The following is a 25983-nucleotide window of genomic DNA, read 5'->3' as shown; positions in this document are numbered from 1 at the left end:
GTTGGCTCGTTTGAGGTCAGGTGCTGCTACTGCGATCCGGCTCATCCTTCGGACCTCCGCTGGAGCAGGCGCAGAAAGCCGAACGATGCCGCGAACGTGATGACCGCGAGCGTCACCGAGACGGCTGCCGCGTACTGGTACTGATTCGTCGAGGCGGCGTTGTAGGCCAGCATGTTCGGTGTGTATCCCGAGGTGACCTCAGAGGTGATCGTGCGGAAGATCATCGGTTCGGTGATCAGCTGCAGTACACCGATCATGTTGAGAATGCCGGTGAAGATGATCGTCGGCCGCACCAGCGGGATCTTGATCGACCAGGCGATCCGGAGATCGCCTGCGCCGTCGATCCGGGCAGCCTCGAACAGCTGCGGCGGTACGGCTTTGAGCGCTGCCAAGAAGATGATCGCGTTGGATCCCGCAAAGGTCCAGGAGGCCACATTGCCGATGCTCGGCAGCACCAGACTCCCTCCGAGGAAGTCGACATGCAGGCCGGCTTGATAGATCGGCGAAGTATTGGGATCCAGGAGGGTTCCCCACATGATGGCTGCGACAACCCCTGGAACCGCGAACGGCAGGAAATAGGCGAGCCGGAAGAATCGGCCGAGTTTGACTCGGGGTGAATCCAGCAGAAGCGCGAGGAGTAGGGCGACTGCGCCCATCACCGGTACCTGAACCGCTGCCAGCAGCACGACCCGGCTCAAGCTGGACCAGAAGTCGCCGCTGGTCAGGACAGCGGCGTACTGCGTTACGCCGCCGAATCTTGTCACCTCCGTTCCGAAGATTCCGCCGACTCGCTGGGTGACTTCGGTGCTCTGGACCGCCGCGTAGACGACGGGTCCTATGTAGAACAGCACGAAGGGCACGAAGAACGGGCTCAGAAAACCGAGACCGACCAAGCGGCCACGCTGCCGGCGGAACGAACGCTCCGCCACCAGCGGACTACCTCGATTCAGGGACGGCCGGCTCACGCTTGCCCTCTCCCGCGTGCGTCCGGGGCCCTTCAGTTGGTGTTCGGCTTCGGCCGACGACCCAACCCTCACCATCACTGACCGCCGGCCCGGGCATCGACGCCGCGGGACTTCAAGTCGGTGACGATCTTCTGCTGCGCGCGCTCGAGTTCGGCGCTCAGGGTGGTCGACCCCTTCAGCGTGCTGGTGATGGCGTCGCTCATGCTGTTCGTCACCGTGGTCATGTTCGGGGGCCACTGGAAGCTTGTGTCGACCGTCTTCGAGGAATCGCTGAACACATGCCAGATCGGCTCCGCGCCGAAGTACGCAGGCTTCACATCCATCTCGGGCAGACCCAGCGCCGCTACCGACGGGGGTACGCTGCCGACGGCGATCAACTGCTTCTGCGCGTACGAGTTGGTGGCGACCCAGGAAGCGAACTCAGCGGCCTCAGCCGGGTGTTTACTGCTGGCGAAGACAGTATTCGCCGAGCCTCCGTAGTTGGCGCCCGCGGGCTTCGAGGTGTCCCACTGTGGAAGCGGCGCTACTGCCCACTTGCCGGAAGCGCCCGGCGCGTTGGCCTGCATCACGCCACTCAGCCAGCTCGCGCCGAGCATCGTGACTAGAGTGCCGTTGTCCATCGCTTTGAACTCTGCCGGGGTGAGCTCCTGCACGGTGGTTGCCACCAGGTGCTCATCGATCAGCCGCTGCCAGTACTCGACCACTTGGCGTGCCTTGCCGCCGGTCAGGTCGACGGTGAGATGGTTGTCGGCGTACTGGAAGGGCCTTGCGCCGTTCTGCCACATCAGGCTGAGCAACCGGTACGCGTCGCCGGAGGCGAAGTGGGCTAGGTGGGCCGACGGGTCCGCTGCTTTGAGGCGCTTGCCGATCGCTTCGTAATCGGCCCACGTCTTGGGAACGGCGAGTCCGTACTTGGCCAAAATGTCCTTGCGGTAATAGAGCGCCAAGGGACCTGTGTCCTGCGGCATTCCATAAACTCCGCCGCCACCGAATGTGACCTGTGCCCAGGTCCATGGAATAACCTGCCCGCGCGTGTCTGCGACGCCAGGACAAGCCGAGATGTCTCGGAGCCCGTTGAGCAGCCGGAAGCTCGGGAGGTCGGAGTACTGCACCATGCCGACGTCGGGAGCGGTTCCGGCTTTGAGGGCATTCGTCATCTGCTGGACCGAGTTTGTCGAGACGTCCTTCATGGTGACGTGAATATTGGGATGGGTTCTATTGAATTCCTGCACGATCTTCGGTGCCGGCAACCCGAAACCCCAATAGGTGAGTTCGACCTTGCCCTGCGCTCGCGCGCAGCTGCCCGCAGACGATCCGGCAGCTGGGCTTGCGTCCTTACTGCCGCACGCGGCAAGCGAAGCGGCCAGTGCGAGCACACTGGTGACAGATGTGATGAGTGACAGACGACGGTTCATGTCGAGGCTCCTTAACTAGTGCCTGGCCATAGCCGACTCAGCAGCTTCGACTGGGCATGTTCGGCTGATCCGCCGACCCGTGAGGCGCTGAGGATGAATGTTCCGCACTCAGCCCGATGCTGAGCGAATACGGTTGGCCTACCGGGACTGGACTCTCAGGCGAGTCAAGAGACGGTCTTGGAAGGCGCGGAGTCGAAAGACGTGACCGATCGGGTTCGTCGCGTTTCGCAGGTACGGACGCGGCAGTCGGTCAACGCGTGGACGGTGTCGGAATGCCCGTTATGTGCTCGCCGCACCGCACATGGTTGTGGTCCATCATCGACCGACCTCCTCAGGGCTGGAGTTGGCACGGAGCGGCACGGGGCCGGAGGCTCCGATCGGATCCTGTCCCCGGCACTGGAAACAGGTGACGAAGCCTGAGGCCCAAGAATTGAACCCCGTGTTTCATTCCAGTAAACGAAGCGCTTGGTGAACTGTCAAGGTGAGCACGCAGGGCACGCACGGGCATGCCGTTCCGGCCAGCCGGGCAGCTCAGCCCCGAGGTAAATTCCTGGCCGGCACGCCGGCGACGCGGGCCAGGGGTGGCACATCCGAGGTGACGACGGCACCCGCACCGACGGTCGCGCCGGGACCGATCACCCGACCGGGCAGCACAACGGCACTCGCGCCGATGAAGGCCGCGTCTCCGACCTCGACCCCACCGCACAGCATGGCAAGAGGGCTCAGTACGACATGGTCGCCGACCAGACAGTCATGTCCGACTACTGCGTTGGCGTTGACGAGGACGTGCCGACCCAGGGTCGCCTGGACCTGGATTCGTGCTCCTGGGAACGTGATGGTCCCCGCCCCGAGAGCGACTCCGTCGTCCAACGTGCAAGCGGGATGCACCAGGGTCGCAGGATGCCGATTCCACCTGGTGGCGAAAATGTCGACCCGTCGCCGGACCGTGGGATCGCCGATGGCAATCACGTACGCGGCATCCGCGCTGGTCAACTCTTCGTCTCCGCCGAGCAGAGGAGTGCATCGCGGCGCGGGGTCGGAGCGGTCGAGGTACCCGGTGATCCGGAAGGGGGCACCGGCGAGCTCGGCCACCAGCGACCCGACCTGCCGGCCCAGAGCACCGGCTCCGACAACGATGAGTTCACGGACCGGAATCTGCCGCTCAGCCATGGTGTCATCGTGCCGACGACGCCGGTTGGGTGCCAGCGGCCTCCTTTCGCCTCCGCCCGTGCCGGCCTGGTCAGGCTGAATTCATCTCCTGGTTCGGTCGTGGGTGCATCTGGAACGCTTGCACACGTGGACGGCCCAGTAGGGATGTGAGGCAAGCATGCGTATTGGTGAGGTCCTTGTCGGCCAAGGGGATTCGATACGAGCGGCGCTGCTGGCGATCGATCGGTCCGGTTGGTCGCGTGCTTTCGTTGCCGATTCGGCCGGTCGGCTGGTGGGCGCGGTCAGCGAGAGCGCGATTCGCCAGGCGTTGCTCGACGGTATCGGACTCGAGTCCAGGCTTTACCCGTTCATGGAGGATGCCGGTGTCTCGACCAAGCCGGGTGCCGGACGGGCAGAAGTGATCGACCTGATGCATACGCTCGGTCTTCGCGAGCTGCCGGTCGTCGACCAGGACGGACGGCTCGTCGAGGTACATTCCGACCTCGCGGTTGCCGGCCCTGCGCACCGCGGGAACGTGGCAGTCATCATGGCCGGCGGGCGGGGGTCGAGACTGGCTCCGTTGACCGATCATGTGCCGAAGCCGATGTTGCCGGTGGCCGGGCGGCCGATCCTCGAACGGTTGGTGATGCATCTCGTCGGGTCAGGAATCACCCGGATCTTCATCTCGGTCAACTACCTGAACGAGGTGATCGAGCAACATTTCGGTGACGGCCGCGCCTTCGGTTGCCGGATCGAATACCTGCGCGAGGACGAGGCGGTTCCGCTGGGCACCGGAGGCTCGTTGCGTCTGCTGGCCCAGCAGGACTGCGAGATCACCGAGCCGATCCTGGTGATGAACGGCGATCTGGTCACCGCATTCTCCGTCGGTGGTCTCCTCGAGGCCCACGCCGGTGAAGACGTGGTCGCCACGGTCGCGACGACTCGCTACGAACACCAGGTGCCGTTCGGCGTACTCGAGCAGACGAGTGGCCGATTGGTACGTATCGTCGAGAAGCCCGTCCCGTCGTGGCCCGTCAACGCGGGGATCTATGTGATCGAGCCCAAGCTCATCTCGGAGATTCCCGAAGGGCGGCTCTTTCTGATCACCGAGTTGCTGGACCAATGTCTCAAGCGCGGCTGGCCGATCGGCCTGTGGCAGGTCCGCGAACACTGGCAGGACATCGGCCGCCCGGCCGAGCTCGCCCAGGCGCGCGGGCAAGCTTGACCGTTTCCTTCGCCGGCGTCGAACCGGACTTGCATCGGACATCCCGCGGTGTCTGATTCCCTGGCACCCCGAGTGTCAATTACATTGGAACGCGAGTTTCGTTTTTCACCGCTGGAGAGGAGACCGCCTTGCGAACAGTGCACGGAGCTCGCCTGGAGCGCGACGTGCTGCCGGGCGGCGCTGTGATGACGACGGTGCACGGTGGCCGGTCAGGCCCCACTCTGGCTCTGCTCGGGGGAGTGCACGGTGACGAGGATGAAGGCGTGCTCGCCGTGTGGCGCATTCTCGACGAACTCGAGGGGTCAGCTCTTCGCGGCACCGTGAGGGCGGTTGCGCCGGCGAATCCGGCTGCGTGGTCGGCAGGCGCTAGAAGGACCCCGCACGATGGCGGAGACCTGGCCCGGTCGTTTCCGGGTGACTGCCACGGAGGACCGACCGAGGTCATTGCGGATGGCATCACCAACAGGGTCATCGACGGGGCGGACCTACTGATCGACCTGCACTCCGGCGGTCTGCGCTACAGCATGCCGCTGTTCTGCGGTGTGCTCCACGAGGGCCTCTGGGCTGCTGCGGCCTTCGGTGCGCCCTTGACCTGGCTGCACGACTCTTGGCCGCACGGTCGCAGCCTCGTTGCTGCCAGAGATCGTGGCATACCGGCCATGTACGTCGAGTGTGGTGGAGGCGGCGCGATCAGGCAGGAAGATCTGCGGACCTACGTCACCGGCGTGCTGTCGGTGATGGCCGAGTTGGGCATGTTGTCCGACCGGTCACGAACCGAACCGTCCGCCGAGCCACGATGGGTCCGTGGCTCAGGCGATCTTGACGCGGGCGCCACATCATCACGTGCCGGGCTGTTCGCGGCCACGGCCGTCGCAGGGGACCTGATTCCGGATGGCGGCGAGATCGGTCGGCTCTTCGGCTATCAAGGAGAACTTCTGGAAATTGTCCGTGCCCCGCGGTGCGGCGTGCTGATGTTCCTCCGGCGCCAGGCCCGGACCATGCGCGGCGAGGTGTTGTTCGTGCTGGCAGACCCTTGTGAGGCTCCGTGACAAATTGCTGCGTTCTGGATCGGTTCGCATCGGATCTCCCGCCTGTGAGCGAGACAGTCTGTTTGGGCGAAGGTGCGACCCCTGTGATCGAGTTGCCGGCGCTCGCACGGCGGCTCGGAGTGCGGTCGGTTTCAGCGAAGGTGGAGACAGGTAATCCAACAGGTTCGTACAAGGACCGCGTCGCTGCGATGTCCTTGTCGTTGGCGCGCAGCCGCGGGTATCGAGGGTGGATCGCTACCTCGTCGGGAAACGCGGGTATGGCGATGGCGGCATACGGGGCCCGTGCGGGCCTGCCGGGGTTCATCTGTTTGGCCGGGTCCGTTCCGCCGGAGAAGTCGCTGCCGCTGATGGCCTTCGGATCCGGCGCTGTGACTGTCGTGCGAGTCCAGGGTGCGGGCCGGCCCGAGGTCGACGGCCACATGTTCGATCAGGTTCGGGACGCGGCGCAACGACACAAGTTGTTTCTCGGCGTCACGCTGCACGCATTCAACGCCGAGGGGATGAGAGGTATCGACACGATCGCGTACGAGCTCGCGGAACAGGTCCCCGCCGCTACGCACGTCTATGTATCGGTCGGCGGCGGGGGATTGCTCGTGGCGGTCGCTCGTGGCCTCGACCGGCGTGGTTTGCAGCCGCGGATGATCGCGTGTCAATCGTCGGGCTGTGCGCCGGTCGTGCGCTATCTCGACGGCGCCGTCGCTGCGGTTGAGGTCGAACGTAGTACCACCTCTATCTCGGCCTTGCAGTTGCCGCGCCCGCCGGACGGAGACCTTGCGGCGGGCGCGGTCGAGCGCTCGCACGGATGGGGTACTGCGATCGACGACGCAGCGATCCTGGCCGCACAGCGTTGGCTGGCTTCGGCAGAGGGCGTGTTCGTGGAACCGGCTGCGGCGGCGACCGTTGCGGCGTTGCTGGCCGACGCTGAACACGGGCGCCTCGGTCCGGACGCACGACCAGTGGTCATTCTGACTGGCGGCGGCTGGAAGGATCTTGGCCGGTTCAGTGACGACGCGTCACGGATGCAGATGATCGATGTCGACACCGTGTCGCGGCGGGTCGAAGACTGGGTGGGTCGCACAACCTCGGATTGACGATTCGCTGCGTCGCTGCCAAGCTGAGTTTGAAACGACGGTTCCATACTCCGTGGCTGCTTCGACTAGGACTTCAGTGGCGCATAGCACAGCTCTTGTGACAGGTGGCGCAACCGGAATCGGCGCTGCGATCACCTGTCGGCTTCTCGCCGATGGGCTGAACGTCTACGTGGCCCAGCGGACCGAGGCGGAGGTAGCCGCGGGCAAGGATTTCTTCCGGCACTCGGCCCGGGTTCGGCTCGGAGCACATGATCTGAGTGATGCGAAAGAGTGCGCGCGGGCAGTGGAGGCCTGTGCCGCCCACTTCGGTGCGCTGGACATCTTGGTCAACAATGCCGGTGTCACCGGCGCGGGCGCCGTCGATGCCCTTGGCAACTTCAGTGATCGGCGCATCGACCAGGTGATCGACGTCAACCTCAAGGCCCCGCTGCGGCTGGTCCGCGAAGCCCTCCCGTACCTGTCCCGCAACGAGGGCGTCGTGGTCAACATTGGCTCGATCGCCGGACTGCAAGCGCAGACCAACGCGGCGGCTTATGTCTCGAGCAAAGCGGGAATGGACGGGTTGACGCGGGCGCTGGCGTACGACCTCGCCTCGTTGAGGGTGCGCGTGGTCTGCATCGCCCCGGGGGACGTGGAGACCGTGAGCAGCCGAGCGGCGGAGTTTGCCGCCGAGCGAGCGGTGTCCTGGGCCAAGCGAACCCCGTGGCCACGACCGATTAGGCCGGCCGATGTCGCAGCTGCCGTGGCGTGGGTCATCTCCGGTGAGGCGGCGGCGGTGACTGGATCCACGATCTATGTCGACGGCGGCCTGGCGGCCTATTGAATTGGGCCGCTGAAGGCCTTCCGCGCCTGTCCTCGGCCAACGGCGGGAACCATGAACAAGCTGCCCGCGTACTCCCAGCCGGGGCTATCCGGAGCGACGCCGGCGGCGGCTGTCGTGATGAAGAGATCGCTCAGGTCCGGGCCGCCGAACGTACAGCTGGACACGTTGGGCGTTGGGAGAAGGATCCGGCCGACCAGGCGCCCGGCCGGATCGTAGCGGCGTACCTGCGAACCACCCCACACCGCGATCCACAGGTATCCATCGGCGTCCACACTCAGTCCGTCAGGTAGCCCCTCGGCCGCGGTCAGCGTGATCAGCGCCTCGGGATTGTGCGGCACCCCATCGTCGGCGTCCCAGCTGTACCGGGTGACAGCCCGGGTTTCGCTGTCGACGTGGTAGAACAACCGGTCGTCCGGACTCCAGTCCAAGCCGTTGGACATACCCACACCGCTGATCAGCCGCGTGACTGTCCCGTCGCTGTCCAGGCAATACAGCGCGCCCGGGCATTTGCCTTCGAACGCAGCTGTTCCGGCGAGGAACCGTCCCCGCGAGTCGCACTTGCCGTCGTTGAACTGAGTGGGGAGGTCGTGCTCGACCGGCCTCCAGAGAATAGGCTCGGCGTCCCACCGTTCCAAGTGCAGGAAACCTCGGCGGGCCGCGATGACGAACCCATCGTCCCCGGCAGGGCACAGGCTGCCCGCCGGCTCGCCGACCTCACAGAAGTCCGCGCTGCCGGATCTGAACGAGTAGCGCCAGAGCACACCACGGGGAATGTCCACCCAGTACAACGTCTGCGTGGTCTCGTCGTACAGCGGGCCTTCGCCGACCGTGCAGCCGCAGTGCACAAGCACTGTCGGCGGTTCGTACTGCATCGTCACCTCGCTCGAACCTCGGCGACCTGGCGTAACGCGCCTCCCTTGACCAACGGCGCTTCAGAACCGTAGCGTTGAATAATAGCACGATCGTTTCATCAAGTGAAACTCCATCGTTTGGGGGAACAGTGTCGATATCCGAGGTCAACGGGCGCAACGTCCGCTCCGACGAGTTGCATGACCGCGCACTCGAACGATCGCCCGGTGGCGTGCACTCGAACGTCCGACTGCGTGGCCCGCATCCGTTCATCCGCTCCGCCAAGGGGGCGTGGCTGTTCAGCGTCGACGGACGCGACTATGTCGACTATCTGCTCGGGCAGGGACCGAACTTCCTCGGTCATGCGCCGGATCAGGTGATCCAAGCCGTTTCCGCAGCGTGCCGGGACGGGCTGATCTACGGCGGGCAGCACGAACCGGAGATCCAGGCCGCGGAGCTCGTTTGCTCGGTCGCCAAGTGGCCGGACATGGTCCGCTTCTCCGTCAGTGGCACCGAGGCCGTTCAGGCGGCGCTGCGGCTCGCCAGGGCGGCGACCGGCCGCACCGAGATCATTCGGTTCCAAGGGCACTACCATGGTTGGCTGGACAACATTTTTGTCGGCGAGCACGACGGAACCTGGGGCGCCGCGAGCGCCGGTCAGGTCGCGGATCATCTGCGGCCGTGTCACATCCTGCCGTGGAACGACGCCGAACTGCTGGTCGAGAAGTTCGAGCAGTACGGATCCCGGCTGGCGGCCGTGATCATGGAACCGATCATGATCAACGCGGGGGTGATCGAGCCGCTTCCGGGTTATCTGGAGACCGTGCGCGAACTGTGCGACCGGTACGGCGTGGTGCTGATCTTCGACGAAGTCATCTCAGGTTTCCGGATCGCGCTCGGCGGTGCCGTCGAGAGGTACGGCGTAACCCCCGACCTCGCCACCTACGGGAAGGCGTTCGCGGGAGGTTTCCCGGTCGCGGCCGTCGTTGGACGGCAAGATCTGATGTGCAGGTTCGGAACTGGGGAGGTCAATCACTCCGGTACCTTCAACTCGTCGGTGATGGCCATGGCGGCCGTGACCGCGACCTTGACGAGTCTGCGCGACCAACCGCCATACGCAAAGGTGGGCGAGCACGGACGTGCGCTGATGTCAGGGCTGCTCGACATCGCCGCGAGGCACGACGTGAACCTGCGGGTCGCCGGGTTGCCGGCGGCGTTCCACGTTTCGTTCGGTGATGCGCAGGTGCGCGACTATCGCAGCCTCCAGCAACTCGACCTCGCCCGCTACGAGCGCCTGGCGGCCGCATTGGTGGACAACGGAATCTGGCTGGCCGGACGTGGCGTGTGGTACGTGTCCGCAGCCCACGGCGCGCGCGAGTTGGACGCTGCCCTGACTCGCTTCGACAAGACGCTTGAGGAGTGGAAAGTGAAGGCGGAGCAGTAGATCATGCGACTTGCACTGCTGGGCCTGTACCACGAGACGAACACCTTCTCGCCGGTGTGCGCGGATCGCGACTTGTTCAGCAACGGTGGCGTCTGGCGGGGAGCGGAGATCGTCGAGGCCTACGCCACGTCGTCGACGACCAACGGTGGCTTCCTCGCCGCCGGCGCGGAGTTGGGCGTCGACGTGGTCCCGTTGATGTTCGGGTTCGTGACGCCGACCGGGCCGATCACCGCGGAGGCGTTCGACTGGCTGGTCGGCGAAATGACCGAGCTGTTGCGCGAGCGTGGTCCGTGGGACGGGGTGCTGCTGAATGTGCACGGTGCCGCCGTTGCGGAGAACTTCGTCGATGCGGATGCCGAGATCGCGGCGAGAGTCCGTGCCGTCGTGGGCGCGGGCGTGCCTATCGGCGCCGTACTCGATATGCACGCCAACCTCACCCAGCGGCTGCTCGACGCGTTGACGGTCACCTTGGTCTACCAGACCAATCCGCATGTCGACGCCAAACACCAGGCGGAGCGTTGCACCGAGTTGATCGTCCGAACCGTTCGCGGAGAGATCCACCCGGAGCAGGCGATGGTTTCGCTCCCGCTGGTCGCGAACATCGCCTGCCAGGACACCAGTGAGGAGCCGATGGCGAGCCTCCTGGCCAAGGCGCGAACGATTGCAGCGTCGCCCGGTCTGCTGTCCTGCAGCGTCATCGAGGGATTCCCTTACGCCGACGTACCGCAGCTGGGGATGTCCTGCGTGGCCATCCATGATGGGGATCCGGACGCCGCCCGTCACGCCGCGCAGGAACTCGCCGCGGCTGTGTGGGACCGCCGGCGAGACCTCCAGACGATCGGGGTCTCCGTCGATCAGGCACTCGACATCGCAGCCTGCCAGCCGACCGGGCCGGTGGTTCTGCTCGACGCCGGGGACAACATCGGAGGGGGCGCGCCCGGCGACTCCACCGTCATTCTCGAAGCCGCTGTCCGGTGCGGCCAACGATCGCTGGTGCAAGTGATCTGCGATCCCAAGGCCGCCCGGCAGTGCATCGAATCAGGCGTCGGTACCAGCCTGAGCCTGGCAGTCGGCGCTTGCCAGCCCCACTCCGCGGGGCGCCCGGTGCTCGTCGACGGCTGCGTGCGGGCCGTGTCCGACGGCAGGTTCGAGGAACCGACGCCGACGCACGGTGGATTCAGGTACTTCGATATGGGGCCTACAGCGGTGCTCGACACCACAGCGGGCCACACTCTGGTCCTGTCGTCGACCGCCGTGATGAGCACGAGTTGTCAGCAACTGTTGTCGGTCGGGGTCGTTCCGTCGTCCTACCGCGTGGTGGTAGCGAAGGGAGTGAACTCGCCGCGGGCCAGCTATGCCCCGATCGCCTCGCGGATGATCGTCGTCGACACCGATGGCGTCAGCGCCATGAGCCTGGACAAGTTCGACTACTCGCATCGGCGGCGGCCGCTGTATCCCTTCGAGGACGCGGTGTTCCCGGCGACGTGAGGCATCACCGGCTCACTCGGACGGCTACTGCGGTTCGTCCATGGGCAGCGGAGTCAGCGTGATCTGTTCAGCTACTTCGATGAGCGTTTGGGCGGTCTTCTCGACGTCTCGCATCGGGAAGCGAGCTTCGGGCGCGCTGACGCTGATCGCGGCCGGCAGCCGGGTGCCGAGGATCGGGACAGCCACACAGCGGCCGTCGGGTTCGTTCTCGCGATTGTCGACGGCGTACCCCAGACGCCGCACCTTCGCCAATTCCGCGATGTAGTCGTCGACATCGGTGATGGTGTCAGCCGTCCGGCGTGGCATGCCGACCTGCTCCAGTAACTCGCGTACCCGAGATTCTGGCAGGTGGGCGGCGATCGCCTTGCCCAGTGCCGTGGAGTGCAGTGCGTCATGGCTGCCTCGGCTGGCCGCCAACCGCACACTGCGGCGGCTTTCGATGATCTCGAGGTAGATGACGTGGTGACCGTCGAGGACACCCAGGTTGGTTGTCTCGTCGAGGGTGTCGCGAAGCCTCTCGAGCGACGGACGGACCCGTTCACGAAGGACCTCCAGATGCCGCGACTGCATTCCGAGGAACCCCAGACCGATACGGAACAGGCCGCTGTCCAGGTCGCGTTCCACGTAGCGGTGTTTCTCGAGCGTCCAGAGATAGCGGAACGCCGACGACTTGGGCAGCTCTGCGGCGTCCGCGACCTCCTTCAACGTCACGCCGTCGACGGACTCCTGGAGCAGATTCAGGACCGCACAGACACGCTCGATGGCACGAACCCCGTACTCCCTTGTTTCGTCCTCGGGCTTGGCTGTCGATCCAGTGCGCGTTGGCGATGCCAGTGGACTCACCTCTGTGTACGAGACGCCGAGAGCCTCGACGTGAATTAGATTCCAGGTTTCATCCTATGAAACGCTTCTCGTCGGGGGCAAGGGGGCCAATTGCATGCCCCCGGAGGTGCTGATCGCTCCGGGTCGCGAGCCAGGTTGCCGTACGCGTGATTCCCTCTGTGAGCGAGACCTTCGGCCGCCAGCCCAGGACAGTGTCGGCCTGCTGCGGATCCGACAGCAGAACGGTGACCTCGCTGGCGTCCGGGCGCATCCGGACCGGATCGATGACGGCGGTCGCCGTGCTCCCCACGATCTCGGCGCAGTGGTCGAACAGTTCTCCGATCGAGACGGCGTGTCCGGTGCCGAGTTGCACGACGGTACCGGTCGGCACGTCGGCGACCGCAAGCCTGATGAAGCCGTCCACCGTGTCGGAGACATAGGTGAAATCACGTCGGGGAGCAAGGTTGCCGAGCTTGATCCGATCGTGGCCGGCGAGCAGTTGCCGCAGGATCGCGGGTATCACCGCCCTGGTGGACTGCCGCGGGCCGAAGGTGTTGAAGGGCCGCAGAGTCACGACGTCGAGTCCGAAGGCACAGGCATAGGACTGACACAGTTGGTCGGCGGCAATCTTCGTTGCCGCGTAGGGTGACTGAGCGTGCAGCCGGTGGCCGACGTCGATCGGTACGGATTCAGGCGTGCCGTAGACCTCGCTGGTGGACGTGTTGACGACACGGACGTCGTCGCAGTCTCTCGCGGCGTCCAGGACGTTCATCGTGCCCAGCACATTGGTTTCGACATACGAGGCCGGTGCTTCGTAGCTGTACGGGATCGCGATGAGTGCAGCCAGATGAAAGACGATGTCGACGCCGCTGACGAGCTCCCGAATCAGCCGTGCGTCGCGAATGTCGCCGAGCCGCCGTTCGATCGTGGTCGGACCCCGCAGATGCTGATCGTCGAGCCAGCCGAAGGAGCCGTTGGAGTTGTAGACGCAGAGTGCTCGTACTTCGGCGCCTTCGTCCAGCAGTCGCTCGACCAAGTGGCTCCCGATGAACCCGTCGGCGCCTGTCACGAGCACGCGTTTCCCCGCCAGTCCCTCCACTGGGCCATCTCCCCTCACCATCGGTGACGCTGCCTCCGCTGTCCGTTGACCTGGCAATGCTGGCAACAGCGGAACGGGCGGCGACAGGGGGTGAGTTACATGCAGAAGCCGTCAGGCGGTGGTCAGGCTGGTACGGCGGCGGGGGTGCCTAGCCATTCGTCTATTTCGGTGAGGAGGGATTTTTGGGTTTCGGGTGGGGCGGTGGAGGCCAGGACCGAGGAGCGGGCGAGGTCGGCCAGTTCTGGGTCGGTGAAGTTGTGGACGGTGCGGGCGGTTTCGTATTGCTCGGCCAGGCGGGAGCCGAAGAGGAGGGGGTCGTCGGCGCCTAGGGCTATGCGGGCGCCGGCTTCGTAGAGTTGGCGGAGGGGGACGTCTTCGGGGCGGCGGTAGACGCCTAGGGAGACGTTGGAGGCGGGGCAGACTTCGAGGGCTATCTGGGCGTCTACCACGCGTTTCAGGAGGTCCGGGTCCTCTACGACGCGGACGCCGTGGCCGATGCGGCCGGCGCCTAGTTCGTCCAGGCAGGTGCGGACGGTGGCGGGGCCGCAGAGTTCGCCGCCGTGGGGGTCCGCCAGCAGGCCGGCGTTGCGGGCGATGCGGAAGGCTGCGGCGAACTCGGAGGTGGTGCCGCGGCGTTCGTCGTTCGAGAGGCCGAAGCCGACGACGCCGCGGCCGACGTACTGCGTGGCGAGGCGGGCCAGGGTGCGGGCGTCGAGGGGGTGGCGGGTGCGGTTCGCGGCGATGATCACCTGTACGTCGATGCCGGTCGACGCGGAAGCGTCCCGGGCGGCGTCGAGGACCAGGTCGGTGAACTCGGTGATGCCGTGGAAGCGGTTCGCGTACCCGGACGGGTCGACCTGGATCTCCAGCCAGCGGGAGCCGTCGGCACGGTCGTCCTCGGCGGCCTCGCGGACCAGGCGGCGTACGTCGTCCTCCGTGCGCAGCACCGAGCGGGCGATGTCGTACAGCCGCTGGAACCGGAACCAGCCGCGTTCGTCCGCGGCGGACAGGTCGGGTGGCCACTCGGTCCGCAGCGCGTCCGGCAGCCGGACGCCGTGCTTGTCGGCCAGCTCGACGAGCGTCAGGTGCCGCATCGACCCGGAGAAGTGCAGATGCAGGTGTGTTTTCGGCAGCACCCGCAGATCCCGCTGCGTCATTACCGAAGGTTACCGACGCACAGCGCCGGGCGAGAAATCGGCCGCGGACCTGAGCCACTCACCAAGCCCCCGGAGCACGGCAGCCCCGAGCGTGGGCTCGGCGCCCGGAGCGGGGTTGGTGAGTGGCCGGCGTCCATCGTCAGCTCAACAGCTTGGCGATCCGGCCGAGGCCTTCGACGAGGTCGTCGTCGCCGAGTGCGTAGGACAGGCGCAGGTATCCCGGTGCGCCGAACGCCTCGCCGGGTACGACTGCCACCTCCGCCTCGTCCAGGATCAGGTCCGCCAACTCCGACGACGAGGTCGGAGTCCGGCCGGCGATCTCCTTGCCGAGGACTCCCTTGACCGACGGGTACGCGTAGAACGCACCGGTCGGCTCCGGGCAGTCGATGCCGGGAATCTCATTGAGCATCCGGACCATGGTCCGCCGGCGCCGGTCGAACGCGACCTTCATCGCGTCGACCGCGGTCAGGTCACCGGACACCGCCGCGAGTGCGGCCCGCTGGGCGATGTTGCAGACGTTCGAGGTCTGGTGCGACTGCAGGTTGGTGGCGGCCTTGATGACGTCCTTCGGACCGATCATCCAGCCGACCCGCCAGCCGGTCATCGCGTACGTCTTCGCGACACCGTTGAGTACGACGGTCTTGTCCGCGAGCTCCGGTACGGCGACCGGGATCGACGTCGCGCGGGCGTCGCCGTACGTCAGGTGCTCGTAGATCTCGTCGGTGACCACCCACAGGTCGTGCTCGAGCGCCCAGCGTCCGATCGCCGCCACGGCCTCCGGGCTGTCGACCGCGCCGGTCGGGTTGGACGGCGAGCAGAACAGCAAGGCCTTGGTCCGCGGGGTCCGGGCCGCCTCGAGCTGCTCGACCGTGACGCTGTAGTTCTGGGTCTCGTCGGCGAGCACCTCGACCGGTACGCCGCCGGCCAGGCGGATCGTCTCCGGGTAGGTCGTCCAGTACGGCGCGGGCAGCAGCACCTCGTCACCCGGGTCGAGGAGCGTCGCGAACGTGTTGTACACCGCGTGCTTGCCGCCGTTCGTGACGAGCACCTGGGACGCCTCGATCTCGTACCCGGAGTCGCGCTTGGTCTTGTCCGCGATCGCCTGCTTCAGCTCGGGCAAGCCGCCGGCCGGGCTGTACCGGTGGTTCTTCGGATCCCGGGCCGCCGCGACCGCGGCCTCGACGATGTAGTCCGGCGTCGGGAAGTCCGGCTCGCCCGCGCCGAACCCGATCACCGGGCGCCCGGCCGCCTTGAGCGCCTTCGCCTTGCTGTCCACCGCCAGCGTCGCCGATTCACTGATGGCGCCGATCCGCGCCGAGATCCTGGAACCCATGCGCCCATCCTGGCAGCACCGCGCACCGGGTCCCACCCGGTATCCACCAGGTGATGCGGACGCCCGGCACTCACCAAGCCCCCCGTCGGAAGGTGTGGGTGGCGGGTCCTGAGCGTGAGGGCGTGTACCCAGGCGAGCTTGATGAGTGCTGGGAGTCCGGGAACACCAAGGGGGTGTGGTCCGTTGGCAGGTGGTGGAGGCTGTATGGTTCTGTCCGCGGTGCGGCGCCCGGCTCCGGGGTCGTACGGGTAAGGGCCTCAGTTCGACCAGGTGGCTCGAACCCCGTACACTTCTCTAGTCCGGGCGTTGATGGCCCTGATCCGGCATGCCCGAGATCAGGTCCGACGCGGCGTCCGGATGGATTGCAGAGGGCACTAGCTCAACTGGCAGAGCATCGGTCTCCAAAACCGAAGGTTGGGGGTTCAAGTCCCTCGTGCCCTGCAAATCCTGACCGGCGCAGGGCCGGTCAGGCCGCCGCTAGCGAAAGAGGTAGGTCGTGACGGAGACGCGCACCCCGGCACCGTCCGGCGCCGGCAAGCCCGCCGAGGGCAAGCAGGGCAGGGGCCTGCTGCGCTTCTACCGGCAGGTGGTGGCCGAGCTCCGCAAGGTCGTCTGGCCGACGCGCAAGCAGCTGTCCACCTACTTCGTGGTCGTGCTGACCTTCGTGGTGTTCGTGATCGCGATCGTCTCGGTCCTCGACCTCGCCTTCGGTTGGGCGATGTTCAAGATCTTCGGCTGAGGAACACCCGAAACGACCGACCTCCTGTAGGTCCCGGGCTCGACCCGAAGCAGAGCCTGATCCGAAGCAGACAAGACCCCGAACCACAGATGACGGAGTACGACGTGTCCGAGCGCGACGACGAGGTCCTCGACTACGAGGACGAGTTCGACGTATCCGACTCCGACGACCTCGATCTCGACTTCGACGAGACCGACACCGACGACGACGACGACCTGTTCGCTGCGGACGAGGATGACGACGACCCGTTCGCGGACCTCGACGACGAGGACGAGGGCGACGAGGAAGACGACGCGGTCGACGAAGAGGACGAGTACTCCGCCGACGACGAGGCGGAGACGCCGAAGCCGGACGCGGACACCTCCGACGACGAGCCGGTCGTGGTGGTCCCGGCGGCCGACGAGGCCGCGGGCGAGGACGCCGAGGTGGTGACCGCCGGCGACGTCGAGGACGCCACCGAGGAGCTCGCCGCGGAGACCGCCGAGACCGCGCCGGAGACCACCACCGAGCCGGCCGCCGCGCCGGACGAGGTCGTCTTCTCCAGCGCCGGCGCGGACGACAGCACCGACGAGGACAGCGCGGACGACAGCGCCGACGAGGACAGTGCCGAGGACGAGGAAGAGCCGGAGCCCGAGGAACCGGGTGACCCGCTCGAGGAGCTGCGCGCCCGGCTGCGTTCGCAGTTCGGCGACTGGTACGTCGTGCACACGTACTCAGGGATGGAGAACCGGGTCAAGGGCAACCTGGAGAACCGGATCAACTCCCTGAACATGGAGGACTACATCTTCGAGATCATCGTGCCGACCGAGGAGGTCGCCGAGATCAAGAACGGGCAGCGCCGGATGGTGAAGCGTACGGTGCTGCCGGGCTACGTGCTGGTCCGGATGGATCTGACCGACGAGTCCTGGTCGACCGTGCGGCACACGCCGTCGGTGACCGGTTTCGTCGGCAACAGCCAGAAGCCGGTCCCGCTCAGCCTCGAAGAGGTGGAGAAGATGCTCGCTCCGGCCGTCGTGGCGGCGGCCGAGGCGGCGGCAGCCGAAGCCGGCGCCGCACCCGCCAAGACCGCGGCCAAGAAGAAGGTCGAGGTCGCCGACTTCGGTGTCGGTGACTCGGTCATGGTGGTCGACGGGCCGTTCGCGACCCTGCACGCCACAGTCACGGAGATCAATGCCGAGGCCCAGCGGATCAAGGCCCTGGTGGAGATCTTCGGCCGGGAGACCCCGGTGGAACTCAGCTTCAACCAGATCCAGAAAGTCTAAGGACCCGACAGAATGCCTCCCAAGAAGAAGATCGCTGCACTGGTCAAGGTGCAGCTCCAGGCCGGTGCCGCGACGCCGGCCCCGCCGGTCGGTACCGCGCTCGGTCCGCACGGCGTCAACATCATGGAGTTCTGCAAGGCGTACAACGCCCAGACCGAATCCATGCGCGGCAACGTGGTGCCGGTCGAGATCACGATCTACGAAGACCGCTCCTTCACCTTCGTCACCAAGACGCCGCCGGCGCCGGAGATGATCAAGAAGGCCGCTGGCCTGCAGAAGGGCTCCGCCGTTCCGCAGCGCGACAAGGTCGGCAAGATCACCAAGGACCAGGTCCGCGAGATCGCCACCACCAAGATGCCGGACCTGAACGCCCGGGACATCGACGCGGCGATGAAGATCATCGAGGGTACGGCGCGCTCCATGGGCGTCACCATCGACGGCTGATCGCACCCCAACTTCACGTAGTAGTGGCAGGGCGTAGTGCCGCCCGGAGACCACACCCCAGAGAGGAACAGCAGTAATGGCACAGCGCAGCAAGGCATACCGCGCCGCGGCGGAGAAGATCGACTTCGATCACCTCTACACGCCGCTCGAGGCGGTCCGGCTGGCCAAGGAGGCCGCCGGCAGCAAGAAGTTCAACTCCACCGTGGACGTGGCGATGCGTCTCGGGGTCGACCCGCGCAAGGCCGACCAGATGGTGCGTGGCACCGTCAACCTTCCGCACGGTACCGGCAAGACGGCACGGGTCCTCGTCTTCGCCACCGGTGAGAAGGCCGAGCAGGCCAAGGCGGCGGGCGCCGACTTCGTCGGCGACGACGACATGATCAAGAAGGTGACCGACGGCTGGCTGGACTTCGACGCCGTCGTCGCCACCCCTGACCTGATGGGCAAGGTCGGCCGTCTCGGTCGCGTCCTCGGCCCGCGTGGTCTGATGCCGAACCCGAAGACCGGCACCGTCACCCCGGACGTCACGAAGGCTGTCACCGACATCAAGGGCGGCAAGATCGAGTTCCGGGTCGACCGGCACGCGAACCTGCACTTCATCATCGGCAAGGCGTCGTTCGACGAGGCCCAGCTGGTGGAGAACTACAGCGCCGCGCTCGAGGAGATCCTGCGGTTGAAGCCGGCCAGCTCGAAGGGCCGCTACATCAAGAAGACGGTCTTCTCGACCACGATGGGTCCGGGTGTCCAGGTTGACCCCAACCTGACCCGCAACCTCACCGAGGAGCCGGTCGAGGCCTGAGCCTCACCGTCAGCACCAGATTGCCCCCGGGATATTCCCGGGGGCATTTCTGTTGCACCAGGTACAGTTGGCGGTATGACGCAGTACGGGCGGCGATTTCTGCGCCCCGGCCGGCACGACGGTGCCGACGGGGTGGGCTGCTGCTGCGCTCTCTCCTGAGGTGACCGTGGCCGACCGGGGTGGATCCCCCGTCGAGACCGTCATCTTGGAGAAGCACTCATGTCTGTTGAAGAACTGCACGCTGCCCTGAAGCTCCGCGACCTGAGCGATCCGGCCCAGGGCCCGCACGCGATCCAGCTCGTCGTCGACTCGATCCGTACCGCGCTCGAAAAGGCCTGGCCCTACACCGAGGTCTGGACCCGCCGCGACCATCCCGTCGTGTCGCTGGCCGACAACTACGACAACCTCGGCTACGCGCCCGATGCCGTCACCCGCGAGGCGCGGTACACGCGCTACGTCTCCGACACCGAGGTACTGCGAAGTCACACGTCGGCAATGATCCCGCCCGCGCTGCGCGAGCTGGCGGCCTCCGACGTGTCCGACGTACTGATGATCTGTGCCGGCATCTGCTACCGCCGGGACTCGGTCGACTGGCAGCACACCGGTACGCCGCACCAGCTCGACCTGTGGCGGCTCAGCCGCAACGTCACCCTGGGCGAACCCGAGCTCGAGGAGATGATCGCCCGGCTGGTCGACACCGTTCTGCCAGGGCAGACGTACCGCACCGTCCCGGCCGTACACCCGTACACGATCCACGGCCGGCAGATCGACGTACTGCTCGACGACCAGTGGATCGAGATCGGCGAGTGCGGGGTCGCGGCGCCCCACGTACTGCGGCTCGCCGGCCTGGACGAGAGCTGGACCGGGCTCGCGATGGGCCCGGGCCTCGACCGGCTGATGATGCTCCGCAAGGGCATCCGCGACATCCGGCTGCTCCGGTCCACCGACCCGCGGGTGGCCGGGCAGATGCTGGATCTGCTGCCCTACAAGGCGGTTTCGACGATGCCGCCGGTACGCCGGGACCTGTCGGTCGTGGTCGGCGCGACGGCGGACGTGTCGGACGAGGTGCTCGGGGACAAGGTCCGGTCCGCGCTGGGCCCGGACGCCGATGCCGCGGAGTCGCTGGAGGTGCTGGGCGAAACGTCGTACGACGACTTGCCGACGAGTGCCCGTGACCGGCTGCAGCTGACGCCGGGGCAGCGGAACCTGCTGGTGAGGTTGATCCTGCGACCGGTGGACCGGACGCTCACCGACGCGGAGGCGAATGTCCTGCGGGACAAGGTCTACCGCGCGCTGCACGAGGGCCCAGTGCTGGAGCTGATCAGCGCCTGAGATCGCGGGCCGCGACCACGAACGCGCAGACGGCCAGCGGCAGCTCGAGCAGCAGTGCCTCGGTCAGCGAGAGGGTCCGGTCGAAGCCGGCCGCTGCGGTGCTGACGTCGAACCAGGCGTCGGCCACCAGCAGCGTGCCGGCCGCCATCGCGGTCAGCGCGGCGTGCCGGTTGCGCTTGTGCAGCAGGTACGCCGTGAGCCCCGCGGCGATCGCGGTACCGCAGTCGAGGCCGATCCAGGTCAGCTTCCAGTGGCCGGCCTGGTAGCTGCTCGGCAGGGTGGCGGCGAGGATCAGACACCACGGGAGCAGTACCGCGGCGACTCCGGCGGCGACCATCGCGGCCAGGCCGCCGGGGGAGCGGCGGGCCCGGATCCGGCCGTCCAGCCGGCCCTCGGTGATGTAGTCCTCGAGGGCATCGGCCACGCGATCGTCGATCGCATCACCCAGTTTGCCGTCCAACTCGCCGGGAAACGTCGCTGTCGTCGTCATGTCCTCAAGGCTCCCGGCGACGGCCTTCCGGCGCAGTCCGGTCAGCCCACGAACCGGGGTGGGGATAACCCCCCGCGGGTTCGGTGGGATGTCCGGATGCCGTCGGTGCGGCCGACCACGTAAGTTGTGACCGCGAGCAACGGGGAGGTGATCCGGATGAGCGTTGCAGCGAGTCCGGTTCCCCGGGCACCCTGGCGGCTCTGGCGGTCGCCGTACTTGTGGTTGGCAACGATCCATATCCTCGGCGACTCGGTGGTCGTGCTGACGTCGGGTCTGCTCGTGCTGTGCGCGACGATCCTGGTGCTGCTCGGGATGCCGTTCGCGGCGCTCGGGATCCCGATCAGCGTGTGGGCGAACCGATCGGTTTACACCATCGCGGGCTGGGAGCGAGCCCGGGCGCGAATCACCCGTGGCCAGCAGGTGACGCCGCTGGTGCCGCCGCCGCGGACCGGTTCGCGGCAGGAGGACGCGCTGCAGGCGATCAACGATCCGGGCCTGTGGCGGCAGTTCGCCTACTACTGCGCGCTGTTGCTGCTGGCAACGATCTGGTTCTTCGCGGTGGTGGTCGCCTGGTCGATCCCGCCGGTGCTGATCGCGCTGCCGGCGTACTACTCGCAGTACGCGGCGTCGCAGGCGCAGCTCGGGCCGTTCGTCATCGACAACGTCAAGTCGGCCACGATCGTGGCCGTGCTCGCAGCGCTGTTCCTGTTCTTCGTCTCGCCGCTGATCGTCCGGGCCGCGTCGGCGTTCGACGGCTGGCTGGCGAAGGAGCTGCTCGGCCCGTCGGAGTCCGGCGTCCTCGCCGAGCGCGTCCACCAACTGGTGCAAAGCCGGCAGCAGGTGGTCGACTCGGTCGAGGCCGAGCGGCGGCGGATGGAACGTGACCTGCACGACGGTGCCCAGCAGCGGCTGGTGTCGCTGGCGATGACGCTCGGCCGGGCGAAGAACCGGCTCGGCGACAAGGACCCGGCGGTCCGGGCGCTGATCGAGGAGGCGCACTCGGAGGCGATGCAGGCGATCGCCGAGATCCGCGACCTGACCCGGGGCCTGCACCCGCCGGTGCTGACCGACCGCGGCCTGGACGCGGCGCTGTCCGCGGTCGCGGCCCGATCCGTCGTACCGGTCCGGCTGAGCGTCGACGTGCACCCGCGGCCGTCACTGACGATCGAGTCGATCGCGTACTTCGTGGTGACCGAGGCGTTGACGAACGTCGCCAAGCACGCGGACGCCGCCGCGGCCGAGGTACGCGTCACGCGCGAGGGCGACATACTGCGGGTCGAGGTACGCGACGACGGACGCGGCGGGGCCGACCCGGCGGGCGGTAGTGGATTGCGCGGGCTGTCCGATCGGGTGGCTGGTGTGGACGGACGGCTGACGGTGGACAGCCCGCCCGGCGGCGGGACCATCCTGATCGCGGAGGTGCCCTGTGGCTGACAGCGTTCAACGGATGCGGGTCGCGATCGCCGAGGACTCGGTGCTGTTGCGCGAGGGGATCGTGCGGCTGCTTGAGGAACAGGACTGCGAGGTGGTCGCGGCGGTCGGCGACGGAGACGCACTGCTGAAGGCGGTCGAGGCGCAGCGCCCGGACGTGTGCGTGGTCGACGTACGGATGCCGCCGACCTTCACCGACGAAGGGTTGCGGGCGGCGCTGGTGATCCGGGAGCGGTACGCCGACGTCGGTGTGCTGGTGTTGTCGCAGTACGTCGAGGAGCGGTACGCCAGCGAGCTGATCGGCGGAAACCCTGGCGGCGTCGGGTACCTGCTGAAGGACCGGGTCGCGGATGTGGACCAGTTCATCGACGGACTGCGCCGGGTCGCGGGCGGCGGCGCGGCGCTGGACCCGGAGGTGATCTCGCAGCTGCTGGTGCGGTCCCGGAAGGTGGATCCGCTGGCCGTGCTCAGCCCGCGGGAACAGGACGTGCTTCGTGCGATGGCGGAGGGCAAGTCGAACGCCGGGATCGCGCAGGCGCTCGTTGTCGGCGAAGGTGCGGTCGAGAAGCACATCAGCAACATCTTCCTCAAGCTCCAGCTGTCACCGACCGACGGCGAACACCGCCGGGTGCTCGCCGTCCTCAGATACCTGGGTACGTCATGAGCCTCACAAAGGCGCAGCGGACGATGCTGCTCGTGGGATTGATTCCCTTGCTGGCGGTTGTCCTCGGCAGCGCGGCGGTGACCGTCTCGGTGATCCGGGGCAAGCTGCAGTACAGCTACTCGGCCGCGTTCGCGCCGGCCGCGGACGGGGTGCAGATCACCTCCGACGTGTCGACGCAGGTCGAGCCGAGCTTCGACGGTCAGGTCCATGTCACGGTCGACGGCACGTACGGGGCGCAGCGACCTGAGGTCAACGTGTCGACCGCCGGCAAGGTCGTGGTGGTGGCGACCAGGTGCCCGGACTCGCACTGTCAGGTCGATCTCACGGTCGAGGTGCCCGCTGCGACAGCAGCGCTCAAGGCGAAGGTCGACGGCGGTTCGCTGAACGTGGCCGGCGTCTCGTCGCCTTTGACGGTCGACGTGAGCCAGGGATCGGTGGACATGGCGCGGGTCCGGAGCCCGCAGATCTCTGTCAGTGCGCGTGAAGGATCGATCTCGCTGTTCTTCGATGTCGCACCGCAGCAGGTGTCGGCGAGCTCCACCGATGGGTCGATCACGGTGCAGTTGCCGCGCACGACGGCGTACTCGATCGACGCGGTCGCGTCGCAGGGCTCGACGGATCTGAGCGTGCCGAACGATCCGACCGCGACGCACCGGCTCCGGCTGCGCAGCAGCTACGGCAGCATCACGGTGCAATAGCCGCGCAGAACGCCTTCGCCTTCGTGGTGATGGCGTCCCAGTTCGTTGCCGCGACGTCGGTGGGTGCGACGACATCCGTACCGGCGCTGACCGCGAGCGCTCCGGCGTCGAGGAAGTCCCGGGCGTTGCCGGCGTTGACGCCGCCGGACGGGATCAGCGGTACGCCGGGGAACGGTCCGTTGAGGTCCTTGAAGTACTTCGGGCCGAGCTGGTGGGCCGGGAAGATCTTCACGGCGACGGAACCCAGCGCCAGCGCGGTCATCACCTCGGACGGCGTGAACGCGCCGAGGACGAGCGGGATGCCCGCGGTGCGGGCGGCGTCGGCGATCGCGGCCGCCTCGAGGCCCTGGCCGGGCGTGACGAGGAACTGGGCGCCCGCGTCGATCGCCTGCGTCGCCTGGTCGCCGGTCTGCACGGTACCCGCGCCGACGACCGCGCCGGTCTCGGCCGCGGTGGCGGCGGCGCGTTCGAGGTGCCGGGGCAGGTCCGGGGTGGTGTACGTGAGCTCGACGACGTGGATGCCGCCGGCAACCAACGCGGCGCACAGGTCGCGGGCGTCGGAGATCTCCGGGGCGCGGACGACGGTCAGCACCCGGTCGGCGCGCAGCAGGTCCAGGGTGTTCACAGGGGTTTCCTTTCAGTTCGGCGTACGGCACGGCCGGGCAAAGCGTCGGTGCGGTGGCCGGCGTCGATGACGGGTACGCCGTTGACGAACACGTACGGGATGCCCTCGGCCGGTTGCCGGGGTTCGGGGAAGGTGGCGGCGTCGCGGACGGTGTCCGGGTCGAACAGGACCAGGTCAGCGGCGTACCCCTCGCGGACCAGGCCGCGATCGGTGAGCCGGAGCCGGCGGGCCGGGCGGCCGGTGAGGTGATGGATGCAGTCGGCGAGCTCGAGGATGCCGAGTTCGCGGACGTAGCGGGCGAGGTAGCGCGGGAACGTGCCCCACGCGCGTGGATGCGGTTTGCCGCCGACCAGGATCCCGTCCGAACCGCCGGTGTGCGCCGGGTGCCGCATGATCGTCCGCACGTTGTCCTCGTGGCCGACGTGCTGCAGGATCGACGTGGCCAGGTCGTCGGCGAGCAGGATCTCGTAGAACACGTCCGCGGCCGGCTTCCCGGAACGCGCGGAGAGTGCCGCGATGGTGTTTCCGACCGTTTCGGACAGCGCTTGATTGCGGACGCCGGCGATCTCGAGCGTGTCCCATTCGACCACGCAGCCGTGACAGCCGTCGGTACCGACCTGCTCGAGCTCGTACGTGATCCGCTCGCGGGCGGCCGGGTCGCGGAGCCGGGCCAGCTGCGCGTCCGGTCCACCCTCGGCGGTCCAGCTCGGCAGCACCGCGGAGAGGGTGGTTGCCCCGGGCAAGTACGGGTAGGTGTCGGTGGTGACGTCGACGCCGGATGCCAGTGCCTTGTCGATCATCTCGACCAGCTCGGCGCCGCGGCCCGCGTTCGGCGCGAAGTTCATCACCGCATGGGTCAGGTGCAGCGCGCAGCCCGAGCGGCGCGCCACCTCGATCATCTCGGCGTACGCCTCGAGTGCCCCGCGACCGTAGGAGCGCTGGTGCGGCGCGTAGTACCCGCCGTACTCGGCGACCACGGAGCAGAGCGCGACGAGCTCGTCGGTGTCGGCGAACATGCCCGGCGTGTACGTGAGCCCGCTGCTCATCCCGACCGCACCCTCGCGCAGGCCGTCCGCGAGCAGCTGCTTCATCCGCTGCAGTTCAGGACCGGTCGCTGGACGGTTGGATGTGCCAACGACCATCATCCGCAAGGTGCCCTGCGGGACCAGGTACGCCGCGTTGCACGCGATGCCCTGATCGAGCCGGTCGAGGTAGCCGGCGACCGTCGACCAGGAGAAGTCGAAGTCGTCGGGTTCGCCGTTCCAGCCGGCGATCTGGCGCCGCACGACGGCCCGGGTCGGGTCGTCGATCGGCGCGAAGGAGAGGCCGTCCTGGCCGAGCACCTCGAGCGTGACGCCCTGGCTGACCTTGGCGGTGTGGTCCGGGTTGACCAGGATCTGCAGGTCGGAGTGCGCGTGCATGTCGATGAAGCCGGGCGACAGCACCAGCCCGCCCGCGTCGATGGTCCGGCCCGCGGCCGGCAGGTCGTTGCCGATGGCTACGATCCGGCCGGCGTCGACGGCGACGTCGGCGTGGTACCCCGGCGCACCGGAGCCGTCGACGATCAGCGCGCCCGTGATGGTGAGCATC

The 25983-nt window shown here is 67.2% G+C and carries 25 protein-coding genes and 1 tRNA gene; 15 read left to right on the top strand and 11 right to left on the bottom strand.

All coding sequences use genetic code 11. The features are described 5' to 3' along the window. Positions 1–41: 41 nt before the first annotated feature. The 3 genes from FB475_RS10735 to FB475_RS10725 form a co-directional block, all read right to left on the bottom strand. Positions 42–929, bottom strand: coding sequence for a carbohydrate ABC transporter permease (locus FB475_RS10735; protein ID WP_202878303.1), 888 nt, complete (start codon positions 927–929; stop codon positions 42–44). Positions 930–1039: 110 nt separating this feature from the next. Then, complete coding sequence (locus tag FB475_RS10730) at positions 1040–2380, bottom strand: ABC transporter substrate-binding protein (RefSeq protein WP_141854908.1); 1341 nt, start codon at positions 2378–2380, stop codon at positions 1040–1042. Between the two features lie 531 nt (positions 2381–2911). Further along, the gene (locus FB475_RS10725; protein ID WP_141854907.1) at positions 2912–3550 is read right to left on the bottom strand and encodes a NeuD/PglB/VioB family sugar acetyltransferase; all 639 of its coding nucleotides are present in this window, start codon (positions 3548–3550) and stop codon (positions 2912–2914) included. Positions 3551–3707: 157 nt separating this feature from the next. Here FB475_RS10725 and FB475_RS10720 point away from each other — a divergent pair, with 157 nt between their 5' ends. From FB475_RS10720 to FB475_RS10705, 4 genes are all read left to right on the top strand, one after another. Further along, entirely contained in the window at positions 3708–4754 is a 1047-nt protein-coding gene (locus tag FB475_RS10720; protein ID WP_141854905.1) for a nucleotidyltransferase family protein, read from the top strand. Positions 4755–4891: 137 nt separating this feature from the next. Next, positions 4892–5803, top strand: a complete 912-nt coding sequence (locus FB475_RS10715) for a succinylglutamate desuccinylase/aspartoacylase family protein (protein ID WP_238332271.1) — start codon at positions 4892–4894, stop codon at positions 5801–5803. After that, positions 5800–6894 (top strand): pyridoxal-phosphate dependent enzyme, encoded by a 1095-nt coding sequence (locus tag FB475_RS10710; protein WP_141854902.1) that lies wholly within the window; start codon positions 5800–5802, stop codon positions 6892–6894. The genes FB475_RS10715 and FB475_RS10710 overlap by 4 nt, the downstream gene beginning before the upstream one ends. Next, a complete protein-coding gene (locus FB475_RS10705; RefSeq protein ID WP_141854900.1) occupies positions 6836–7717 on the top strand; it encodes an SDR family NAD(P)-dependent oxidoreductase in 882 nt (293 codons plus the stop codon). The genes FB475_RS10710 and FB475_RS10705 overlap by 59 nt, the downstream gene beginning before the upstream one ends. On the opposite strand, the gene FB475_RS10700 is transcribed toward FB475_RS10705, so the two are convergent. Next, positions 7711–8589 (bottom strand): SMP-30/gluconolactonase/LRE family protein, encoded by an 879-nt coding sequence (locus FB475_RS10700; protein WP_141854898.1) that lies wholly within the window; start codon positions 8587–8589, stop codon positions 7711–7713. The genes FB475_RS10705 and FB475_RS10700 overlap by 7 nt on opposite strands. Before the next feature lie 128 nt (positions 8590–8717). Between FB475_RS10700 and FB475_RS10695 the strand changes: the two genes are divergently transcribed. Together FB475_RS10695 and FB475_RS10690 are read left to right on the top strand one after the other, a co-directional pair. After that, positions 8718–10010 carry an aspartate aminotransferase family protein gene (locus tag FB475_RS10695; protein ID WP_202878302.1) on the top strand — a complete coding sequence of 431 codons (1293 nt, stop codon included), beginning with the start codon at positions 8718–8720 and terminating at the stop codon, positions 10008–10010. 3 nt (positions 10011–10013) lie between these two features. Continuing rightward, complete coding sequence (locus FB475_RS10690; RefSeq protein ID WP_141854896.1) at positions 10014–11498, top strand: M81 family metallopeptidase; 1485 nt, start codon at positions 10014–10016, stop codon at positions 11496–11498. A gap of 24 nt (positions 11499–11522) precedes the next feature. On the opposite strand, the gene FB475_RS10685 is transcribed toward FB475_RS10690, so the two are convergent. From FB475_RS10685 to FB475_RS10670, 4 genes are all read right to left on the bottom strand, one after another. Beyond that, the gene (locus FB475_RS10685; protein ID WP_202878301.1) at positions 11523–12341 is read right to left on the bottom strand and encodes an IclR family transcriptional regulator; all 819 of its coding nucleotides are present in this window, start codon (positions 12339–12341) and stop codon (positions 11523–11525) included. Between the two features lie 49 nt (positions 12342–12390). Continuing rightward, on the bottom strand, positions 12391–13419 hold the full coding sequence (locus FB475_RS10680) for a GDP-mannose 4,6-dehydratase (RefSeq protein ID WP_202878300.1): 1029 nt from the start codon (positions 13417–13419) through the stop codon (positions 12391–12393). 122 nt (positions 13420–13541) lie between these two features. After that, a complete protein-coding gene (locus tag FB475_RS10675) occupies positions 13542–14576 on the bottom strand; it encodes an adenosine deaminase (protein WP_141854892.1) in 1035 nt (344 codons plus the stop codon). Positions 14577–14715: 139 nt separating this feature from the next. Next, complete coding sequence (locus tag FB475_RS10670) at positions 14716–15909, bottom strand: pyridoxal phosphate-dependent aminotransferase (protein WP_141854890.1); 1194 nt, start codon at positions 15907–15909, stop codon at positions 14716–14718. 368 nt (positions 15910–16277) lie between these two features. On the opposite strand from FB475_RS10670, the gene FB475_RS10665 reads away from it, so the two are divergent. The 6 genes from FB475_RS10665 to srmL all read left to right on the top strand — a co-directional run bounded on the left by FB475_RS10665 (position 16278) and on the right by srmL (position 20485). Further along, positions 16278–16350, top strand: a tRNA-Trp gene (locus tag FB475_RS10665). Positions 16351–16405: 55 nt separating this feature from the next. Next, the gene (secE, locus tag FB475_RS10660; RefSeq protein WP_130384685.1) at positions 16406–16648 is read left to right on the top strand and encodes a preprotein translocase subunit SecE; all 243 of its coding nucleotides are present in this window, start codon (positions 16406–16408) and stop codon (positions 16646–16648) included. A gap of 383 nt (positions 16649–17031) precedes the next feature. After that, positions 17032–17910 (top strand): transcription termination/antitermination protein NusG, encoded by an 879-nt coding sequence (nusG, locus tag FB475_RS10655; RefSeq protein ID WP_420359223.1) that lies wholly within the window; start codon positions 17032–17034, stop codon positions 17908–17910. A 12-nt stretch (positions 17911–17922) separates the two neighbouring features. Beyond that, positions 17923–18354, top strand: coding sequence for a 50S ribosomal protein L11 (rplK, locus tag FB475_RS10650; protein ID WP_141854886.1), 432 nt, complete (start codon positions 17923–17925; stop codon positions 18352–18354). A gap of 76 nt (positions 18355–18430) precedes the next feature. After that, entirely contained in the window at positions 18431–19153 is a 723-nt protein-coding gene (gene rplA, locus FB475_RS10645) for a 50S ribosomal protein L1 (protein WP_141854884.1), read from the top strand. 219 nt (positions 19154–19372) lie between these two features. Then, positions 19373–20485, top strand: a complete 1113-nt coding sequence (srmL, locus tag FB475_RS10640) for a PheS-related mystery ligase SrmL (protein WP_141854882.1) — start codon at positions 19373–19375, stop codon at positions 20483–20485. Here srmL and FB475_RS10635 read toward each other — a convergent pair. Further along, positions 20475–20975: a hypothetical protein gene (locus FB475_RS10635; RefSeq protein ID WP_141854880.1), complete on the bottom strand. Its 501-nt coding sequence runs from the start codon at positions 20973–20975 to the stop codon at positions 20475–20477. The genes srmL and FB475_RS10635 overlap by 11 nt on opposite strands. A 156-nt stretch (positions 20976–21131) precedes the next feature. Here FB475_RS10635 and FB475_RS10630 point away from each other — a divergent pair, with 156 nt between their 5' ends. From FB475_RS10630 to FB475_RS10620, 3 genes are read left to right on the top strand one after another with little or no spacing between them, the layout of a single operon-like run. Beyond that, positions 21132–22409, top strand: coding sequence for a sensor histidine kinase (locus FB475_RS10630; RefSeq protein WP_141854878.1), 1278 nt, complete (start codon positions 21132–21134; stop codon positions 22407–22409). A 13-nt stretch (positions 22410–22422) separates the two neighbouring features. Continuing rightward, positions 22423–23070, top strand: coding sequence for a response regulator transcription factor (locus tag FB475_RS10625; protein ID WP_141857913.1), 648 nt, complete (start codon positions 22423–22425; stop codon positions 23068–23070). Next, entirely contained in the window at positions 23067–23768 is a 702-nt protein-coding gene (locus FB475_RS10620) for a DUF4097 family beta strand repeat-containing protein (protein WP_141854876.1), read from the top strand. The genes FB475_RS10625 and FB475_RS10620 overlap by 4 nt, the downstream gene beginning before the upstream one ends. Here FB475_RS10620 and FB475_RS10615 read toward each other — a convergent pair. Then, positions 23755–24393 carry a bifunctional 4-hydroxy-2-oxoglutarate aldolase/2-dehydro-3-deoxy-phosphogluconate aldolase gene (locus FB475_RS10615; protein ID WP_141854874.1) on the bottom strand — a complete coding sequence of 213 codons (639 nt, stop codon included), beginning with the start codon at positions 24391–24393 and terminating at the stop codon, positions 23755–23757. The two genes, FB475_RS10620 and FB475_RS10615, sit on opposite strands and share 14 nt — an antisense overlap. Next, the gene (locus FB475_RS10610; RefSeq protein ID WP_141854872.1) at positions 24390–25982 is read right to left on the bottom strand and encodes an N-acyl-D-amino-acid deacylase family protein; all 1593 of its coding nucleotides are present in this window, start codon (positions 25980–25982) and stop codon (positions 24390–24392) included. The genes FB475_RS10615 and FB475_RS10610 overlap by 4 nt, the downstream gene beginning before the upstream one ends. Position 25983 lies beyond the last annotated feature (1 nt).

The organism is Kribbella jejuensis, from assembly GCF_006715085.1.
Lineage (GTDB): Bacteria > Actinomycetota > Actinomycetes > Propionibacteriales > Kribbellaceae > Kribbella > Kribbella jejuensis.
This window is presented reverse-complemented; position numbering and strand designations above follow the sequence as displayed.

Bases quoted from the DNA above. Each gene is read 5' to 3' on its own strand.
- FB475_RS10635 (WP_141854880.1), bottom strand. From the start codon at position 20,975: ATGACGACGACAGCGACGTTTCCCGGCGAGTTGGACGGCAAACTGGGT.
- FB475_RS10670 (WP_141854890.1), bottom strand. From the start codon at position 15,909: ATGGGTTCCAGGATCTCGGCGCGGATCGGCGCCATCAGTGAATCGGCG.
- rplK (WP_141854886.1), top strand. From the start codon at position 17,923: ATGCCTCCCAAGAAGAAGATCGCTGCACTGGTCAAGGTGCAGCTCCAG.
- FB475_RS10720 (WP_141854905.1), top strand. From the start codon at position 3,708: ATGCGTATTGGTGAGGTCCTTGTCGGCCAAGGGGATTCGATACGAGCG.
- FB475_RS10630 (WP_141854878.1), top strand. From the start codon at position 21,132: ATGAGCGTTGCAGCGAGTCCGGTTCCCCGGGCACCCTGGCGGCTCTGG.
- rplA (WP_141854884.1), top strand. From the start codon at position 18,431: ATGGCACAGCGCAGCAAGGCATACCGCGCCGCGGCGGAGAAGATCGAC.
- FB475_RS10700 (WP_141854898.1), bottom strand. From the start codon at position 8,589: ATGCAGTACGAACCGCCGACAGTGCTTGTGCACTGCGGCTGCACGGTC.
- FB475_RS10675 (WP_141854892.1), bottom strand. From the start codon at position 14,576: ATGACGCAGCGGGATCTGCGGGTGCTGCCGAAAACACACCTGCATCTG.
- FB475_RS10705 (WP_141854900.1), top strand. From the start codon at position 6,836: ATGTCGACACCGTGTCGCGGCGGGTCGAAGACTGGGTGGGTCGCACAA.
- FB475_RS10730 (WP_141854908.1), bottom strand. From the start codon at position 2,380: ATGAACCGTCGTCTGTCACTCATCACATCTGTCACCAGTGTGCTCGCA.
- FB475_RS10610 (WP_141854872.1), bottom strand. From the start codon at position 25,982: ATGCTCACCATCACGGGCGCGCTGATCGTCGACGGCTCCGGTGCGCCG.
- srmL (WP_141854882.1), top strand. From the start codon at position 19,373: ATGTCTGTTGAAGAACTGCACGCTGCCCTGAAGCTCCGCGACCTGAGC.
- FB475_RS10620 (WP_141854876.1), top strand. From the start codon at position 23,067: ATGAGCCTCACAAAGGCGCAGCGGACGATGCTGCTCGTGGGATTGATT.
- FB475_RS10625 (WP_141857913.1), top strand. From the start codon at position 22,423: ATGCGGGTCGCGATCGCCGAGGACTCGGTGCTGTTGCGCGAGGGGATC.
- FB475_RS10690 (WP_141854896.1), top strand. From the start codon at position 10,014: ATGCGACTTGCACTGCTGGGCCTGTACCACGAGACGAACACCTTCTCG.
- FB475_RS10725 (WP_141854907.1), bottom strand. From the start codon at position 3,550: ATGGCTGAGCGGCAGATTCCGGTCCGTGAACTCATCGTTGTCGGAGCC.